The sequence below is a fragment of the Streptomyces chrestomyceticus JCM 4735 genome (assembly GCF_003865135.1).
GTDB classification, from domain to species: Bacteria; Actinomycetota; Actinomycetes; order Streptomycetales; family Streptomycetaceae; genus Streptomyces; species Streptomyces chrestomyceticus.
The window spans coordinates 2,925,427-2,939,941 of the sequence record NZ_BHZC01000001.1 but is presented as its reverse complement, the minus strand read 5'-3'; the positions used below and the strand labels follow the sequence as shown (position 1 = coordinate 2,939,941).

The following is a 14,515-nucleotide window of genomic DNA, read 5'->3' as shown; positions in this document are numbered from 1 at the left end:
CCGGCGCTGGTCGCCGACGACACCGGGGAGATGCGGCTCCAGGAGTCGGCGCAGGCGTTCGCGGTGCTCGCCAGTCCGGTGCTGGAGCGGCTGGGCGGCAGGGTGCCGGATGCTCCCGGCGGGCGCTCGGGGCGGTCGTGGCCGGCGGGGCCGACGAGCCCACGGGGGCGGACGACGGGATTCCGGGCGCCTCCGGCCCATCCTCCGCCGTGGACGCGGCTGTCGCGGCGGCCGAGGCGGCGGCCCCCGTGGAAGCTCCGGCCGAGGCCGTCGGCGGCAGGACGGCCGAAGAGCCTGTCGAAGAGCCCTCCGGCGCGGAGCCGGAGCCCGCCGTCGAGCCCGCCGCGTACCCGTCGGGAGCCCGGCCCGTCCCCGCCCTGCCCGTCGAGGAACTGCGCGAGCCGCTGCGCTTCACCGTGCTCGGGCCGGTCGGGCTGTGGCGCGGCGACCAGCGGATCGACATCGCCTCCCGCCTGGACCGGGCCCTGCTCGCGGCCCTCCTGCTGCGCCACGAAGGCGTCGCCTCCGAGGCCGAACTGCTCAACGCGCTCTGGGGCGGTGACCCGCCGCGCAGCGCCCGTTCGATGCTGGACCACAGCATCGCGCGGCTGCGCAAGGCCCTCGGCGAGGACGAGCACGTCCTGGTCCGCGAGCGTGTCGGCTATGCCCTGCGCGCGGACGCCGGGACCGACATAGAGATGGACCTGGAACGCGCCGAGGGATATGAACGCGCCGCCCGCGCCGCCCGGGACGCGGGGGAGTGGGAGCGCGCCCGCATGCTGCTGGACGCGGCGCTCGGCCTGTGGCGCGGCGAGCCGCTGGCCGGACTGCCCGGCCCGTACGCGCAGTCCGAGCGGCTCCGGCTGACCGAGTGGCGGTACACCCTGGCCGAGGACCGCATCGAGTGCGACCTGTGGCTCGGCCGGTACGACGAGGCCCAGACCGAGCTGTCCGAACTGCTCGCCCGCACCCCGTCCCGCCCCCGCCTGCGTGAACTGCTGGCGCTCGCCCGTGGCCAGGGCCGGACGGGACGGACCGACCCCGCCCCGCGGTCCCCGCGCGCACCGCTGCGCATCACCGTGCTCGGGCCGGTGCGGGTGCTGCGCGACGGGGTGGACCTGGCCACCGGCACACCGCAGCAGCGCGCGCTCCTCGCCGTACTGGTCCTGCGCGCGGGCCGCGTCATCGCCGAGGACGACCTGATCGAGGCCCTGTGGGGCGACGACCCGCCGAACGCCGCGCACGCCGCCCTGCGCACCTACGCCTCCCGGCTGCGCAAGGCCCTCGGGCCGGACGCGGACGTCCTGGTCGCCGAGGACGGCGGCTACGCGCTGCGCCGGACCGCCAGGACCGACCTCGACGTGGACCTGCGCCGGGCCGACGACCTGGTCGCCGTGGCCCGCGACGCCCGCGCGGCCCAGGACTGGGACAGCGCCAGGGACCTGCTGGACGCGGCCGTCGCCCTGTGGCGGGGCGGCCAGCCCCTGGCGGGACTGCCGGGGCCGTATCTGCGTGCGGAGTCCCGGCGGCTGGCCGACCGGCGGCGCACCTTGGTCGAGGACCGCACCGAACTGGAACTGCGCCTGGGCCGGCATGCCGCCGCGGAAGAGGCGCTGACCTGGCTGCTGTACCTGGACCCGGCCCGCGAGCGCACCCGCGAACTCCTCGCGCGCGCCCTGGCCCACGACGAGCCGGTCTCCCCGGGGCTGCGCAGCCTGCTGCGGGCCGGCCGGTACGGACCCCGGCAGGACCGCGCGGGCGGCGGCCGGACGGCCGAGCTGGGGCGGCTGGCGGACCACCTGACGCGGCAGCGGCCCACGGTACGCAACGTCGGCGTCATCTCCGGGGGCACGGGCGTCGGCAAGACGAGCCTGGCGGCGCGGGTGGCCGACGCCGTGCAGGACCGGTTCCCGGACGGACGGCTGTACGCGATCATGCCCGCGGACGGCGATCCGGAAGCCGCGGTACCGCACCTGGCCGCCGTACTGCTGCGCCAACTCGGCTACCGGAGCGAGGAGATCCCCGCCGACGGCGAGGAGCGGGTGGCGTTCTACCGGTCGGCGATCGGCGCGCTGCGCCTGGTCGTCGTCCTGGACGAGGTACGCGCGATCGGGCCCGTGCTGCCCCTGCTCCCGGACGCCACGGGCGCCGCGCTGGTCGTCGGCCGCGACCGGCCGCCGGCCGGCCTGACCGGTGTCCTCTCCGTCCACCTGGAGTCCCTGAGCACCACCGACGCGCTGGAACTCCTCGCGCTGCGGGTGGGCGAGGAGCGGGTCGCGGCCCGCCGCGCGGTGGCGCGCGCGGCGCTGGAGGCGTGCGGCTGTTCGGAGGCCGCGGTCGAGGCGGTGGCGGCGGAACTGATGCTGGACGGCCCGGCGGACCGTACGGCGGCCGAGGTCATGATCAACAACACCGCGCTGCGCCTCACCCACGACCTCGCCCCGCCGGCGCTCGCCGCCTTCCGGCTGCTGACGCTCCCGCACGGCCCCGACCTGCCGGCCGCCGCCGTGGCCGCCCTGACCGGCACCGAACCCGCCGCCGCCCAGGCACACCTGGAGACCTTGGTACGTACCGGCCTGCTCAAGACCCCGGCCCCCGGCCGCTACCGGCACCGCGAGGCGCTCGCCCCGTTCGCGTACGAGGAACTGACCCGCCACACCGCGCAGGAGGACCGCGACGCCGCGCTGTCCCGGCTGCTCGACTGGTACCTCGTCACCGCCCACCGGGCGTACGGCCTGGACTCGCCCGGCGCTCTGCTGCTCGACCGGAGCGCCGCGCCCGCGGGCCCCGTGACGGCCCTCCCGCTCGCGGACCGCAGGGCGGCGTCGGAGTGGTGGGCGACGGACGGGACCGGAGCGCTGGCCGTCGTCCGGCAGACGGCGGGCCTGCGGTCCGGCTCGTACGTCACCCGGTGCGCCGACACCCTGCTGCTCCTCGAACCGCTGCTGGGCACGGGGCTCTTCACGAGCCGGTACGAGCAGGCCGCGGTGGCGGTGATCGCCGGCGCCGGACGCGACGAGAAGCGCGCGGAGGCGCGGGCCCGGCTGGCCCGCGCCCGCGCCTGCCTGGCGGCCGACCGCTTCGCCGACGCGGAGGACGAGGCCCGCCGCGCGTACCGGCTGGGCCTCGACGCGGGCGACCCGGTGACCAGCGGCCGGGCACCGCTGGTGCGCGGCAGCGTCGCGGTCGCGCTCCAACGGCCCGACGCCGAGCAGCACTTCACGCTGGCCAGGAGCCACTGCCAGGTGCAGGGCGACCGGCTGGGCGAGGCCGCCGTCCTGGTGGAGCGCTCCCGGCTGTGCGTCCGCGACCGGAAGGCGGAGCAGGGCGTCGGGCTCGCCCGGCAGGGCGTGGACGTCTACCGGGCCGCGGGCCAGGGCCAGCGCCTCGGTACGGGCCTGTACTTCCTCGCCGTCGCCCAGGCCGAGGCGGGCCGCCACGAGGAGGCGCTGGTCGCCCTCCAGGAGGCGCTGCCCCTCCTGAACGAGGCCGGACAGCGGCTCTGGGCGGGCCTGGCCCAGTTGCGGACCGCCGAGTCCTGTCTGGCCACCGACTGGGCGGACGGCGCTGTACAGGCGGCGGAGGAAGCGGTACGCCTGTTCGCGGTGGCGGACGGCGGGCGGCGGGCGGCCGACGGGCTGAGTCTGCTGGCGCACGCGCTGGAGGCCCAGGGCCAGGCGAACCAGGCCCAGGAGCGCTGGAGCGAAGCGCTCAGCCTGTACGAGACGCTGAACGTACCCGGCCTGGACGGACCGCAGCTCCGGCCGCCGCTGGAGCCCGGCGGGGCATGAGGGTCCCTACGCGGTGAACGCCCCGAGTACCGCCGCCAGCTCCGCGGGCGCGTCCTCCTGCACGAGGTGCCCGGCTCCCCCGAAGAGGTGCAGCCGGGCGCCGGGGATCATCGCCGCGAGGTCGTGGGCCAGCGTGACGGGGTTCCACGCGTCCTGCGCACCCCAGGTGACCAGCGTCGGCGTAGCGACCCTGCGGTACTCCTCCTGTGTGAGGTCCGCGGTGACGTCCAGCCCGTTCTGCTCGATCTGCCGGTAGAAGGCGGGCTGTCCCCGCTCCGTGCACCAGGGTGCGACGAGCTGCTCCAGGACGGCCGGGTGCATGCCGGGGCTGCTCGCGGACGAGATGTACTCCGTCACCAGCGCGCGGTGCAGGGCGGGAGGAAGCTGCGAGAAGACGTCGGGGTGCTCGCCGAGCAGGCGGTACGTGGCGGAGCCCCAGCCGGGCAGGGCGGTCGGGCCGACGAGCGCGAGGCGCCCGTAGCGCACGCCGTGCACCAGATGGGCCCGCAGTGCCACGTAGCCGCCGAAGTCGTGGGCGACGACGGTGGGTTCCCGGTCGCTGAGTCCCCAGTGGGCGAGCAGTTCGGTGAAGACCTCGGCCTGCCGCGCGAGAGAGACGTCCTGCCCCGCGGACATCTCCGACGCGCCGTAGCCCGGCAGGTCCCAGACGTACACCTGGAACCGGGCGGCCAGCGCGCGGGCGACGCCTCGCCAGACGTAGGAGGAGAACGGTGTCCCGTGCAGCAGGACCAGGGGCGGCGCCCCGTCCTCGCCGAGCGTGGTCCAGCGCACTTCGCCGGAGGTACTGCGGTACGAACGGTCCAGAAGCCACTGTGTCATGACCGTAAGCGTAGACACTCCTTACAGGGGTGTCGAGGGGTGCGCGGGGCGGAGATGGCGGGCGCCGGAAGCCGGGGAGTGCGGCCGAGCCCCCACGCGCCCGGCATGCGCCCCCGCGCCTGCTCGTAGAATCGTTCGCACCATGGTTTACCTCGACCACGCCGCCACCACCCCGATGCTCCCGGAGGCGGTGCAGGCGATGACCGCCCAGCTGACCGTCACCGGCAACGCGTCCTCGTTGCACGCCGCCGGCCGGCGGGCCCGGCGCACCGTCGAGGAGGCGCGGGAATCCCTCGCCTCCGCGCTCGGCGCGCGCCCCAGTGAGGTGGTCCTCACCGCGGGCGGCACCGAAGCCGACAACCTCGCGGTCAAGGGCCTGTACTGGGCCCGCCGGGACGCCGACCCGGCCCGTACCCGCGTCCTCGCCAGCCCCGTCGAGCACCACGCCGTCCTGGACGCCGTGGAGTGGCTCGCCGAGCACGAGGGCGCGTCGGTCGAATGGCTGCCCGTCGACGGGTACGGACGGGTGCACGCCGACGCGTTCCGCGCGGCGGTCGCCCGCAACCCCGACGACGTCGCGCTGGCCACCGTCATGTGGGCCAACAACGAGATCGGCACGGTCATGCCGGTCCGGGAACTGGCCGACGTCGCGGCGGAGTTCGGCATTCCGCTGCACGCCGACGCGGTCCAGGCGTTCGGGCAACTGGAGGTCGACTTCGCGGCCTCCGGCCTGGCCGCCATGACCGTCTCCGCGCACAAGATCGGCGGACCGTACGGCGTCGGCGCGCTGCTGCTGCGCCGCGAGTACGCGCCCGTACCCGTCCTGCACGGCGGCGGCCAGGAGCGGCAGGTGCGCTCCGGCACGCTGGACACCCCCGGCATCGCCGCGTTCGCCGCCGCCGCGCGGTACGCCGTCGAGCACCGCGAGGAGTTCGCCCGCGACATCGGCGCCCTGCGCGACGACCTGGTCAAGGCCGTACGGGCCGCCGCCCCGGACGCCGTCCTCGGCGGCGACCCCGACCCGGCGGGCCGCCTCCCCGCCAACGCGCACTTCTCCTTCCCCGGCTGCGAGGGCGACTCCCTGCTCCTCCTCCTGGACGCCCAGGGCATCGCCTGCTCCACCGGCTCCGCCTGCACCGCGGGCGTCGCCCAGCCCAGCCACGTCCTGCTCGCCGCGGGCATGGACGCCGACCTCGCACGCGGCACGCTGCGCTTCTCCCTCGGCCACACCACCACCGAGGCGGACGTGGCGGCGGTGGCGGAGGCGATCGGTCCGGTGGTGGAACGGGCGCGGAGCGCGGGGCTGAGCTGAGGACCGGGGCCGAGCCGCGGGCCGGGGCTCGTCAGACCAGGTCGAGCGCGGCCTGGAGCAGCAGCCGCCAGGCCGGCTCGGCGCCGGTGCCGAAGGCCGCGGCGAGGGTGTAGCCGATCGCGGCGTCCTCCCGCAGCGGCGGCGCCACGTCCGGATGCCAGTCGGCCCAGACGTGCCCGGTGCCGTCCGAGGAGAAGTCAGCGATCCGGCGGCCCTCCTTGACCAGCCGGCTCCCGTTGGGCGAGTCCGGGAGGAGCCGGTAGACGGCACCGCCGTAGATCACCTCCACCCGGTGGGAGCGCCGGGTCAGCCGCCCCTTCCCGGGGGTGAGGTGCGCCGGACGGCCGTCGACGGACAGGTGGAGGTACGCGCCCGCGCGGGTGCCGATCGGTACGTGTCCGGTGGCCGGTGCGCCCGGCGCGCGCCGCAGCTCTGCCGTCGCCACCCGGTCGCCCCGTACGGTGAGCAGGCCGGCGTCGGCGTCCAGGTCCAGCCGGACGCGGCCGAAGACGCGGTCCTCGGCGAGGCCGGGCCGCCGCCCGGTGGCGGTGTTCCGGATGGCCGGGGCTCTGTCGTACGCCATGAGTGGTCCGTTCCGCGAGGGGCGCCGCGCGGCGCCCGGACGCCCCGGCGGCCCCGCGTCACGCCCCCGGCGTGGGGGCCGGCCGGCGCAGCTCGGCGCGCACCAGGTCCAGGTACAGCTTCCAGTTCCAGTGTGGTCCGGGATCGGTGTGATCGGTGCCCGGTACCTCCACATGGCCCACGATGTGCCGCCGGTCGGCGGGGAAGCCGTAGCGGCGGCAGATCCCGGCGGTGAGGCGTGCGGATGATGCGTACATGGCGGCAGTGAAGGAGGACGGGCGGTCCACGAAGCCCTCGTGCTCGATGCCTATGCTGCGCTCGTTGTACGCGCGGTTGCCCGCGTGGTACGCCACGTCCAGCTCACGGACCGTCTGCGCCACCTGGCCGTCCTTGCGCACCACGTAGTGCGCCGCCGCGCCGTGCAGCGGGCTCTGGAAGACCCGCAGCGCGTCCGTGTAGCCGCCCTGGACGACGTGGATGACCACCCGGTCGATGGTGTAGTCGTCCGGGCGGTCGGCCTGCCGCCAGTTCGCCGGGGCGGCCGGGACCCAGCGCGCGCCGCCGTAGTCCACGGCCCCGTCGGTACGCGGCTTCTTGCGGCCCGGCAGCCGCCACCACCAGCGCAGCAGGTCGTCATGCACGGCGTACGCGACGGTGCCCGCCAGGGCCGTGCCCGCGCCGCCGAGCAGCAGGGCCCGTCTGCTGAAGCCCTGACCGGCCGATCGCCCGGATTCCCCCGCGTCTCCCATGCGCTGCACAACGCTTGGGAGCCTGTCGGTGGTTCCGTCTACCCTGGAAGGGTTATGACGACTGACGCTCCCCGCCGCCTCCGCGTGCTCGCCGCCATGTCCGGCGGTGTCGACTCCGCCGTCGCCGCCGCCCGCGCCGCCGAGGCGGGCCACGACGTGACCGGCGTGCACCTCGCGCTCTCCGAGAACCCGAAATCCTTCCGCACCGGGGCCCGGGGCTGTTGCACGATCGAGGATTCGCACGACGCGCGCCGCGCCGCCGACGTCATCGGCATCCCGTTCTACGTGTGGGACCTCGCCGAGCGCTTCCGTGAGGACGTGGTCGAGGACTTCTTCGCCGAGTACGAGGCCGGCCGCACGCCCAACCCCTGCCTGCGCTGCAACGAGAAGATCAAGTTCGCCGCGCTGCTGGACAAGGCGCTCGCCCTCGGCTTCGACGCGGTCTGCACCGGCCACTACGCCACCGTCGTGGAGCACCCGGACGGCAGCCGTGAGCTGCACCGCGCCTCCGACATGGCCAAGGACCAGTCGTACGTCCTCGGGGTCCTCGACGACAAGCAGCTCGCGCACGCCATGTTCCCGCTCGGCGACACCCTCACCACCAAGGCCGAGATCCGCGAGGAGGCCGCCCGGCGCGGCCTGTTCGTCGCCAAGAAGCCGGACAGCCACGACATCTGCTTCATCGCCGACGGCGACACCCAGGCGTTCCTCGCCAAGCGGCTCGGCACGGCCGAGGGCGACATCGTGGACGAGTCCGGCGCGAAGCTCGGCACCCACGAGGGCGCGTACGGCTTCACCATCGGCCAGCGCAAGGGCCTGCGCATCGGCACCCCCGCCCCGGACGGCAAGCCGCGCTACGTCCTGGACATCTCCCCGGTCGACAACACCGTCACCGTCGGCCCCGCCGAGGCCCTGGACGTGACCGCGCTCACCGCCGTCCGCCCCCGCTGGTGCGGCGCCGCGCCGACCGGCCCCGGCACGTACACCGCGCAGTTGCGCGCCCACGGCGGCGAGACCGAGGTCACCGCCGCTCTGGTCGACGGCGAACTGCACGTCACCTTCACCGAGCCGGTCCGCGGCGTGGCCCCGGCCAGGCCATCGTGCTGTACGACGGCACCCGGGTGGTCGGCTCGGCGACGATCGCGACGACGGACCGGGCGCGCGCCGTCGCGTAGGCGCGCGACGGACGGGACGCTCACCGCGCGGTGAGCGCCCCGGGCCGCCGGGTCAGCGCACCCCGCGCACCGACCGCCGGTAGCCGGACCGCCGGTCCTCGATGGCGGTCCAGCGGTCGCCGTAGACGTTCTGGGTGATCCCGGGGTCCGCCAGGAAGTCGTGCGGGAAGCCCAGCGGTACGGCGCTCACCTCGTCCAGCCGCCGCAGGGCGGCCGCGTCCAGCTCGACGTCCACGCTCGCGAGGTTGTCGGCGAGCTGGCTCTCCTTGGTGGCGGCGATGACCGGGATGACGTTCCCGGGCTGCTGCCGCAGCCAGGCCAGCGCCACCTGCGCCGGGCTCCAGCCGCCCTGCTCGGCGATCTCCAGCACCGCCGAGATCGTCGCCTCCTCGTTGTCCGGGGTGTCGCCCACGTCCCCGACGACGTCCAGCCGGCCGCCCTCGCCGCGCCGGTACTTGCCGGTCAGCTTCCCGGCCGCCAGCGGGGCCCACGCCAGGACGGCCAGGTCGAAGGCGCGCGCCTGGGGGAGCAGCTCGCGCTCCGGCGTGCGCTCCAGCAGGCTGTAGCGGAGCTGCGAGCCCGCGAACGCGGTCCAGCCGCGCAGCTCGGCCAGGGTGTTCGCCTGTGCGATCTCCCAGGCGGGCCAGTCGGACACCCCGACGTACAGCACCTTGCCCGACCGTACGACGTCGTCCAGCGCCCGCATGGTCTCCTCGACGGGCGTGAAGTGGTCCCGCGCGTGCACCCAGAGCACGTCGAGGTGGTCGGTGCGCAGCCGGGCGAGGCTCTGCTCCACCGACCGCACCAGGCTCTTGCGGTGGCTGCCCGCCGCGTTGGGGTCGCCCGCGCGGAACGCGCAGGTGTACTTGCTGGCGAGCACGAAGCGGTCCCGGCGGCCTTCGAGGAGCTTGCCGAGGATCTTCTCGGAGCTGCCGTCGGTGTAGTTGTTGGCGGTGTCGATGAAGTTGCCGCCCGCGTCGTCGTACGCGTCGACGATCCGCGCGCTGGTGTCCTCGGGGGCGCCCCAGCCCCAGTCCGAGCCGATGGTCATGGTGCCCAGGCTCAGTTCGCTCACCCGCAGACCGGTCCTGCCGAACAGTGTGTACCGCACGAAGACTTCCCCTTCAGTGGTCGGGTCGTGCGTCAGACGCTAAGAGCTGGAGGGCACTTCAACGCAAGCGCCTGGCCGGGCGCTTGCGCGCGGCCTGACAAATGTCACGGCGATGTGGTTACACCCGTGCCTGCCGGGGCGCGGGGGCGCGCGGCGAAGCTGTAAGCGCAAGGACGGACGGGCGCACAGCGACACGGAGGACCCATGAACAGCCAGGCCCCGCACGGCACGACGGCCGCGACCGGCACCGGCACCGGTGAGGCGGCCGGGTCCGACAAGGCCGCCGGGTCCGGCAAGAAGCTGGAGGGCCCCCGGGCGCTGCTCCTGGACGCCGGTGTCCCGATCGCGTCGTACTACGTCCTGACCGGGGTTTTCGGTCTGAGCACCCTGGCCGCACTGGCCTGGAGCGGCGCCCTGCCCGCCGCGCGTTCCGTGTGGAGCCTGGTCAGGGAGCGCCGTTTCAACGCCATGGCGACGGTGATGACGGTGACCAACGTCGTCGGTCTGCTGCTGAGTCTGATGGCGGGTGACGAGCGGCTGATGCTGGCCAAGGACAGTGCCGTCAGCAGCACCTTCGGCCTGGCGGTGCTGGTGTCCGCGCTCATCGGACGGCCGATGCTGGCGCCGACGCTCAGGCCGTGGCTGACCCGGGGCGACGCGGCCAAGGGCGCCGCGTGGGACCGGCTGACGGCCCGGTCGGCGCGGTTCCGCCGGGTGCAGAGCCGGCACTCCGCCGTGTGGGGCGCCGCCCTGCTGGGCGAGTGCGTGGCGCGGATGATCGGCGCGTTCACGTTGCCGGTGGACACCATGGTGTGGCTGGGGACGGTGATGCTGGTCGTGGCCATCGTCGTCGCCACTGTGGTCAGCGGGGCGGTCGGCGTCCAGATGATGGAGCGGATGCTGGTGGCCGAGGTGGCGGCGGACACGGCGGCCGGAGCGGCGGCCACCGCCCCGGCCGGTTCCGTCAGCGCAGCCCCGGCAGGGACCGCAGCTCGCTGATCCGCAGGGCGCGCGCCAGCAGCAGGAAGAGCAGCGCCATGGTCGCCGCCCCGGCGACCAGGGCCAGCGCCGTGGACCAGAAGGCGTCCCCGGTGGCACCGGCACAGGCGTGGGCCGCCGCCCAGCCCACCGCCCCGGCGGCCAGCGCGGCACCGGTGAGCTTGCCGTACGTACGGCTCAGTCGGTGCCCGTCCAGCCGCCCTTCCAGGCGGCGGCGCAGCAGGTACGCACTGGCCAGCAGACCGACGCCGTACGACACGGCGTACGCGGCGGCCATGCCGACGACCGCCCACCGGGCCGGCAGCAGCAGGTGGCAGGCGGTGGCGAGCGCGATGTTCACAGCGGAGATCCAGGCGGCCATCAGGAACGGTGTACGGGTGTCCTCGAAGGCGTAGAAGCCGCGCAGCAGCAGCGACTGGGCGGAGAACGGGATCAGCCCCAGCCCGAGGGCCTGGAGCATCTGCCCCAGCGGCACGGCGGATTCCGCACTGGCGGCGCCGTGCGCGTACAGCAACTGCGCCATCTCCGGGCCGAAGGCCACGAAGAAGACGGCGGCCGGGACGATGACCGTGCCACTGATCCGCAGCGCGCGGGAGAGGTCGTCCCGCAGGTCGTCCAGGCGCTGTTCGGCGACCGCCCGGGTCATCCGCGGCAGCAGTGCGGTGATCAGCGAGACGGTGACGATGGACTGCGGCAGGCCCCAGATGTTCTGCGCGTACGTGTACGAGGAGAAGCCGACACCGGCCTTGGGCAATTCTTGGTCAGCGGCGGTCGCGTAGTGCGTGACGACGGTCATCGAGACCAGGTTGACCAGCACGAACAACAGTGTCCAGCGCGCCGCGTTGGCACTCTTGCGCAGCCCGGTGCCGCGCCAGTCGAAGCGCGGCCGGAAGCGGAAGCCCGCCTCGCGCGCGTAGGGGATCAGCGCGAGGGCCTGGAGGGCGATGCCGATCGTGGTGCCCACGCCGAGCAGCCGCACCTGCGCGTCGGTGATCTCCGCCACCGTCTCCGGAACGGTCAGCAGGCCCACGTACGCGCCGAACATGGCGATCAGCACGACGTTGTTGAGCACCGGCGTCCACATCATCGCGCCGAACTTCCCGCGCGCGTTGAGCACCTGCCCCAGGATGCCGTACACCCCGTAGAAGAAGATCTGCGGCAGCAGGAACCGGGCGAAGACGACAGTCAGTTCGTAGGCGGCGTGGTTGCCCGGCGTGTCCGTCGTGTACAGGCTGACGATCTCGGGCGCGGCCCACACCGCGAGCAGCGTGCCGACGCCGAGGACGGACAGGACGAGCGTGACCAGCCGCTGCTCGTGCGCCCGTCCGCCGTCCTGGTGCTCCACCCGGGCCCGTACGAGCTGCGGCACGAGCACGGCGTTGAGCGCGCCGCCGATCAGCAGTGTGTACAGGCTCATCGGGACGAGGTTGGCGGTGTTGTACGTGGTGGCCAGCAGGCCCGTACCGAGGGCGGCGGCCTGGAGGACGCCCCGGAACAGGCCGGTCGCGCGGGAGACGACCGTGCCCGCGGCCATCAGGAGGGAGGAGCGGCGCAGACCGCCGGGGGCCGCTCCGGCCCCGTCGTCCGTCTCCCTCTCACCACCGGCCCCTAATGCCGCATCCGCCTCCCTGCCCCCGCTGTGTCCGGCCGTGTTCCGTCGGTGCGTATCCGTACGCGTTCCCTCCACCATGACGGCAACCTAAACCCAGGACTTCACGGACCGCGACTTCCGCCCCGGTGGCCCCCGGCGGTCCGCGGGCCCCTAGGCTCGGCGGTAGCGACGGGACGCACAGGGGCCGCCCGGCCGGGTGCGGCGCCGTGCGCGTGGTCCCGGTCCACCGGTGGCCCTTCGTCGGCGACGAAGGGAAGAGAAGACATGTCGACAGTTCATGCCGGGACCGGTACGGCCGGGCGGGGAACATCGGTGTCGTGGGAGTTCCTGCACCAGGAACTGGTGCGGCGCAACCCCGGAGAGCCCGAGTTCCACCAGGCCGCACTCGAAGTGCTGCAGACGCTCGCCCCGGCGCTGGCGGCCCGTCCCGAGTACGCCGAGGCCGCGATCCTGGAGCGGATCTGCGAACCGGAGCGCCAGATCCTCTTCCGCGTGCCGTGGCAGGACGACTTCGGAGCCGTCCACGTCAACCGCGGCTTCCGGGTGGAGTTCAACAGCGCCCTCGGGCCCTACAAGGGCGGGCTGCGCTTCCACCCCTCCGTCAACCTCGGCATCGTCAAGTTCCTCGGCTTCGAGCAGATCTTCAAGAACGCCCTCACCGGACTGAACATCGGCGGCGGCAAGGGCGGCAGCGACTTCGACCCGCGCGGCCGCTCCGACGCCGAGGTGATGCGGTTCTGCCAGTCCTTCATGACCGAACTCCACCGCCACCTGGGCGAGCACACCGACGTACCGGCGGGCGACATCGGCGTCGGCGGCCGGGAGATCGGCTACCTCTTCGGCCAGTACCGGCGGATCGCCAACCGCTGGGAGGCCGGGGTGCTGACCGGCAAGGGACTCGGCTGGGGCGGCTCCACGGTCCGTACGGAGGCCACCGGCTACGGCAATGTGCTCTTCACCGCCGAGATGCTGCGGCAGCGCGGCGAGGACCTGGACGGCCAGCAGGTCGTCGTCTCCGGCTCCGGCAACGTCGCCGTCTACACGATCGAGAAGGCCCAGGCGCTCGGCGCGAACGTGCTGACCTGCTCGGACTCCGGCGGCTACGTGATCGACGAGAAGGGCATCGACCTCGCTCTGCTCAAGCAGGTCAAGGAGGCCGAACGGGGCCGCGTGGAGGACTACGCGGACCGGCGCGGCGCCTCCGCCCGGTACGTGCCCGGCGGCCGGGTCTGGGACGTGGCCTGCGACGTCGCGCTGCCCTCCGCGACCCAGAACGAACTGGACGCCGACGCCGCCCGCATCCTCGTGCGCAACGGCGTCAAGGCCGTCTCCGAAGGCGCCAACATGCCGACGACGCCCGGCGCGGTGGCCCTCTTCCAGGAGGCGGGCGTGGCCTTCGGGCCGGGCAAGGCGGCCAACGCGGGCGGCGTGGCCACCAGCGCCCTGGAGATGCGGCAGAACTCCGGCCGCGAATCGTGGGATTTCGAGCGCACCGAGGGCGAGCTCGCGGCGATCATGCGCAACATCCACGACACCTGCTACGAGACCGCGGAGCGTCACGGCCTGCCGGGCGACTACGTCACGGGCGCGAACATCGCGGGCTTCGAGCGGGTGGCGGAGGCGATGCTGGCACAGGGGCTGATCTGAGGGGCCGGCTGATCCGAGGGGCTGAGGGCCCGGCGTCCCCGGCGCCGCGCCCGGCGCCGGGGCGCTGTCGGTGGCGGCTCGTAGAGTGGCCGGTATGAACATCTGTGTCTTCTGCTCCGCCGCCGACCTCGACGCCCGCTACACCGCACCCGCCCGCGAGTTCGCCGAGCTGATCGGCAAGGGCGGCCACGCCATGGTGTGGGGCGGCTCGGACAGCGGACTGATGAAGGTCATGGCGGACGGCGTGGAGGCGGCGGGCGGCCGGCTCGTCGGCGTCTCCGTGGACTTCCTCGCGCACAAGGTGCGCCCCGGGGTGGACGACATGGTGGTCACCAAGGACCTCGCCGAGCGGAAGGCCGAGCTGCTGGCGCGCGCCGACGCGATCGTCGTCATGGTCGGCGGCACCGGCACGCTCGACGAGGCCACCGAGATCCTGGAGCTGAAGAAGCACGGCCTGCACACCAAGCCCGTGGTCCTCCTGAACGCCGCCGGGTTCTACGACGGCCTCAAGGAGCAGTTCCAGCGCATGGAGAAGGAGGGCTTCCTGCCGCTGCCGCTCACGGAGCTGGTCTTCTTCGCGGAGGACGGCGCCGGGGCGCTGGCGTACCTGGAGGAGCAGGCAGGCATCCAGGGCTGAGCCCGGGGACCGGCGCCGGGGCGGAATGAATCATTCCGCTCCGCGCGGACGCGCCCGCGC

General features: G+C 74.1%; 10 protein-coding genes and 1 pseudogene. 6 read left to right on the top strand and 5 right to left on the bottom strand.

Translation table 11 applies throughout. The features are described 5' to 3' along the window. The first annotated feature begins 248 nt into the window (after window positions 1–248). Window positions 249–3,791, top strand: a complete 3,543-nt coding sequence (locus EJG53_RS12070) for an AfsR/SARP family transcriptional regulator (protein WP_167515097.1) — start codon at window positions 249–251, stop codon at window positions 3,789–3,791. A gap of 6 nt (window positions 3,792–3,797) precedes the next feature. Here the strand turns inward: EJG53_RS12070 and EJG53_RS12065 are convergent, their stop codons facing one another. Next, window positions 3,798–4,631, bottom strand: a complete 834-nt coding sequence (locus EJG53_RS12065) for an alpha/beta fold hydrolase (protein ID WP_125044844.1) — start codon at window positions 4,629–4,631, stop codon at window positions 3,798–3,800. A 142-nt stretch (window positions 4,632–4,773) separates the two neighbouring features. Between EJG53_RS12065 and EJG53_RS12060 the strand changes: the two genes are divergently transcribed. Further along, a complete protein-coding gene (locus tag EJG53_RS12060) occupies window positions 4,774–5,943 on the top strand; it encodes a cysteine desulfurase family protein (RefSeq protein ID WP_125044843.1) in 1,170 nt (389 codons plus the stop codon). A 31-nt stretch (window positions 5,944–5,974) separates the two neighbouring features. Here the strand turns inward: EJG53_RS12060 and EJG53_RS12055 are convergent, their stop codons facing one another. Together EJG53_RS12055 and EJG53_RS12050 are read right to left on the bottom strand one after the other, a co-directional pair. Then, window positions 5,975–6,526, bottom strand: a complete 552-nt coding sequence (locus tag EJG53_RS12055) for a hypothetical protein (RefSeq protein ID WP_125044842.1) — start codon at window positions 6,524–6,526, stop codon at window positions 5,975–5,977. A 58-nt stretch (window positions 6,527–6,584) separates the two neighbouring features. After that, window positions 6,585–7,274, bottom strand: a complete 690-nt coding sequence (locus tag EJG53_RS12050) for an N-acetylmuramoyl-L-alanine amidase (protein ID WP_125044841.1) — start codon at window positions 7,272–7,274, stop codon at window positions 6,585–6,587. A 54-nt stretch (window positions 7,275–7,328) separates the two neighbouring features. Between EJG53_RS12050 and mnmA the strand changes: the two are divergent. After that, window positions 7,329–8,449 (top strand): annotated as a pseudogene (gene mnmA, locus EJG53_RS12045) (tRNA 2-thiouridine(34) synthase MnmA). A gap of 52 nt (window positions 8,450–8,501) precedes the next feature. Here the strand turns inward: mnmA and EJG53_RS12040 are convergent. Further along, complete coding sequence (locus tag EJG53_RS12040) at window positions 8,502–9,560, bottom strand: aldo/keto reductase (RefSeq protein ID WP_125044840.1); 1,059 nt, start codon at window positions 9,558–9,560, stop codon at window positions 8,502–8,504. Window positions 9,561–9,764: 204 nt separating this feature from the next. Between EJG53_RS12040 and EJG53_RS12035 the strand changes: the two genes are divergently transcribed. Beyond that, on the top strand, window positions 9,765–10,559 hold the full coding sequence (locus tag EJG53_RS12035; protein ID WP_125044839.1) for a VC0807 family protein: 795 nt from the start codon (window positions 9,765–9,767) through the stop codon (window positions 10,557–10,559). Here the strand turns inward: EJG53_RS12035 and murJ are convergent. Beyond that, window positions 10,525–12,249, bottom strand: a complete 1,725-nt coding sequence (gene murJ, locus EJG53_RS12030) for a murein biosynthesis integral membrane protein MurJ (RefSeq protein WP_125044838.1) — start codon at window positions 12,247–12,249, stop codon at window positions 10,525–10,527. The two genes, EJG53_RS12035 and murJ, sit on opposite strands and share 35 nt — an antisense overlap. 186 nt (window positions 12,250–12,435) lie before the next feature. Between murJ and gdhA the strand changes: the two genes are divergently transcribed. Together gdhA and EJG53_RS12020 are read left to right on the top strand one after the other, a co-directional pair. Then, window positions 12,436–13,818: an NADP-specific glutamate dehydrogenase gene (gene gdhA / locus EJG53_RS12025; protein ID WP_244955110.1), complete on the top strand. Its 1,383-nt coding sequence runs from the start codon at window positions 12,436–12,438 to the stop codon at window positions 13,816–13,818. 94 nt (window positions 13,819–13,912) lie between these two features. After that, complete coding sequence (locus EJG53_RS12020) at window positions 13,913–14,455, top strand: LOG family protein (RefSeq protein WP_125044837.1); 543 nt, start codon at window positions 13,913–13,915, stop codon at window positions 14,453–14,455. Window positions 14,456–14,515: the final 60 nt, after the last annotated feature.

Bases quoted from the DNA above. Each gene is read 5' to 3' on its own strand.
- EJG53_RS12020 (WP_125044837.1), top strand. From the start codon at position 13,913: ATGAACATCTGTGTCTTCTGCTCCGCCGCCGACCTCGACGCCCGCTAC.
- EJG53_RS12035 (WP_125044839.1), top strand. From the start codon at position 9,765: ATGAACAGCCAGGCCCCGCACGGCACGACGGCCGCGACCGGCACCGGC.
- EJG53_RS12065 (WP_125044844.1), bottom strand. From the start codon at position 4,631: ATGACACAGTGGCTTCTGGACCGTTCGTACCGCAGTACCTCCGGCGAA.
- gdhA (WP_244955110.1), top strand. From the start codon at position 12,436: ATGTCGACAGTTCATGCCGGGACCGGTACGGCCGGGCGGGGAACATCG.
- EJG53_RS12055 (WP_125044842.1), bottom strand. From the start codon at position 6,526: ATGGCGTACGACAGAGCCCCGGCCATCCGGAACACCGCCACCGGGCGG.
- murJ (WP_125044838.1), bottom strand. From the start codon at position 12,249: ATGGTGGAGGGAACGCGTACGGATACGCACCGACGGAACACGGCCGGA.
- EJG53_RS12050 (WP_125044841.1), bottom strand. From the start codon at position 7,274: ATGGGAGACGCGGGGGAATCCGGGCGATCGGCCGGTCAGGGCTTCAGC.
- EJG53_RS12060 (WP_125044843.1), top strand. From the start codon at position 4,774: ATGGTTTACCTCGACCACGCCGCCACCACCCCGATGCTCCCGGAGGCG.